General features: G+C 64.4%; 1 protein-coding gene. It reads left to right on the top strand.

The window, feature by feature from the left end; genetic code table 11:
• Positions 1-860, top strand: an 860-nt coding sequence (locus DH10_RS05595) for an IS110 family RNA-guided transposase (protein WP_192384432.1), incomplete at its 5' end; no start/stop codon positions are given.
• Positions 861-975 lie beyond the last annotated feature (115 nt).

Here is a 975-nt window from a genome sequence, read left to right on the forward strand (position 1 = left end):
ACCGCGGCATCGACAATCAGGTTCTGGACGCGGCCAGCATCCTGGTCGACCGCCGGTCACGCCGCGCCAAGACGGATCGCCTCGATGCGGCGGCGCTGCTGCGCACGCTGATGGCGCTGGAACGTGGCGAGCCGAGGGTCTGCCGAGTTGTGCGAGTGCCGAGCCTCGAGCAGGAGAACGATCGCCGTCGCAGCCGGGAACGGGCTCGGCTCGTCAACGAACGCGGCCAGCATTCGAGCCGCGTCAAGGGGCTTTTGATGACCCAGGGCATCCGCGACTTCAAGCCAGCCAGACGGGACTGGCGTGAGCAGCTCGAGACGCTGCGCACGGCTGACGGGCGGAATCTGCCGCCCTGCCTGAAGAACGAGATCAAGCGCGAGTGCCGCCGCTTGTGGCAAGTAATCGAGATGATGATGGAGGTCGAGGCTGAGCAGCGTCAGGCCGCCGAGACCACAGCTCCCGGGATCGTCCAACTGAGTCATCTGCGTGGCATCGGCCTGACGATCGCAAGCATAATGACGAACGAGGTGTTCTTCCGCGATTTCCAGAATCGGCGTGAGATCGCCGGTTATCTCGGTCTTGCATCCAGCCCTTGGAGCAGCGGCGCGGTCAGCCGCGATCAAGGCATCCAGAGATCAGGCAATCCGCGAGCGCGACGAACCGCCATTGAACTTGCCTGGCTGTGGCTGCGCCATCAGCCCGATAGCGGTCTCGCGCGCTGGTTTCATGAGCGCGTCGGCGCCGGCAAAGGACGCATCCGCCGCACCATGATCGTCGCCTTGGCGCGCAAGCTGATAATCGCCTTGTGGCGGTATCTGACCCAGGGCCTGCTGCCGGAGGGCGCCATGACCAAGGCCTGACGAAAAAGTTCGACGCGAGGGCGGCCAACGTCACTTGCGACGAAGCGGGATGGATGTGGACCGGCGCCCCCCAGGGCAGTTAAACAAGCTGATAATCGCCTTGTGGCGGTATCTG

The sequence above is a fragment of the Mesorhizobium silamurunense genome, assembly GCF_014843825.1.
GTDB lineage: Bacteria > Pseudomonadota > Alphaproteobacteria > Rhizobiales > Rhizobiaceae > Mesorhizobium > Mesorhizobium silamurunense.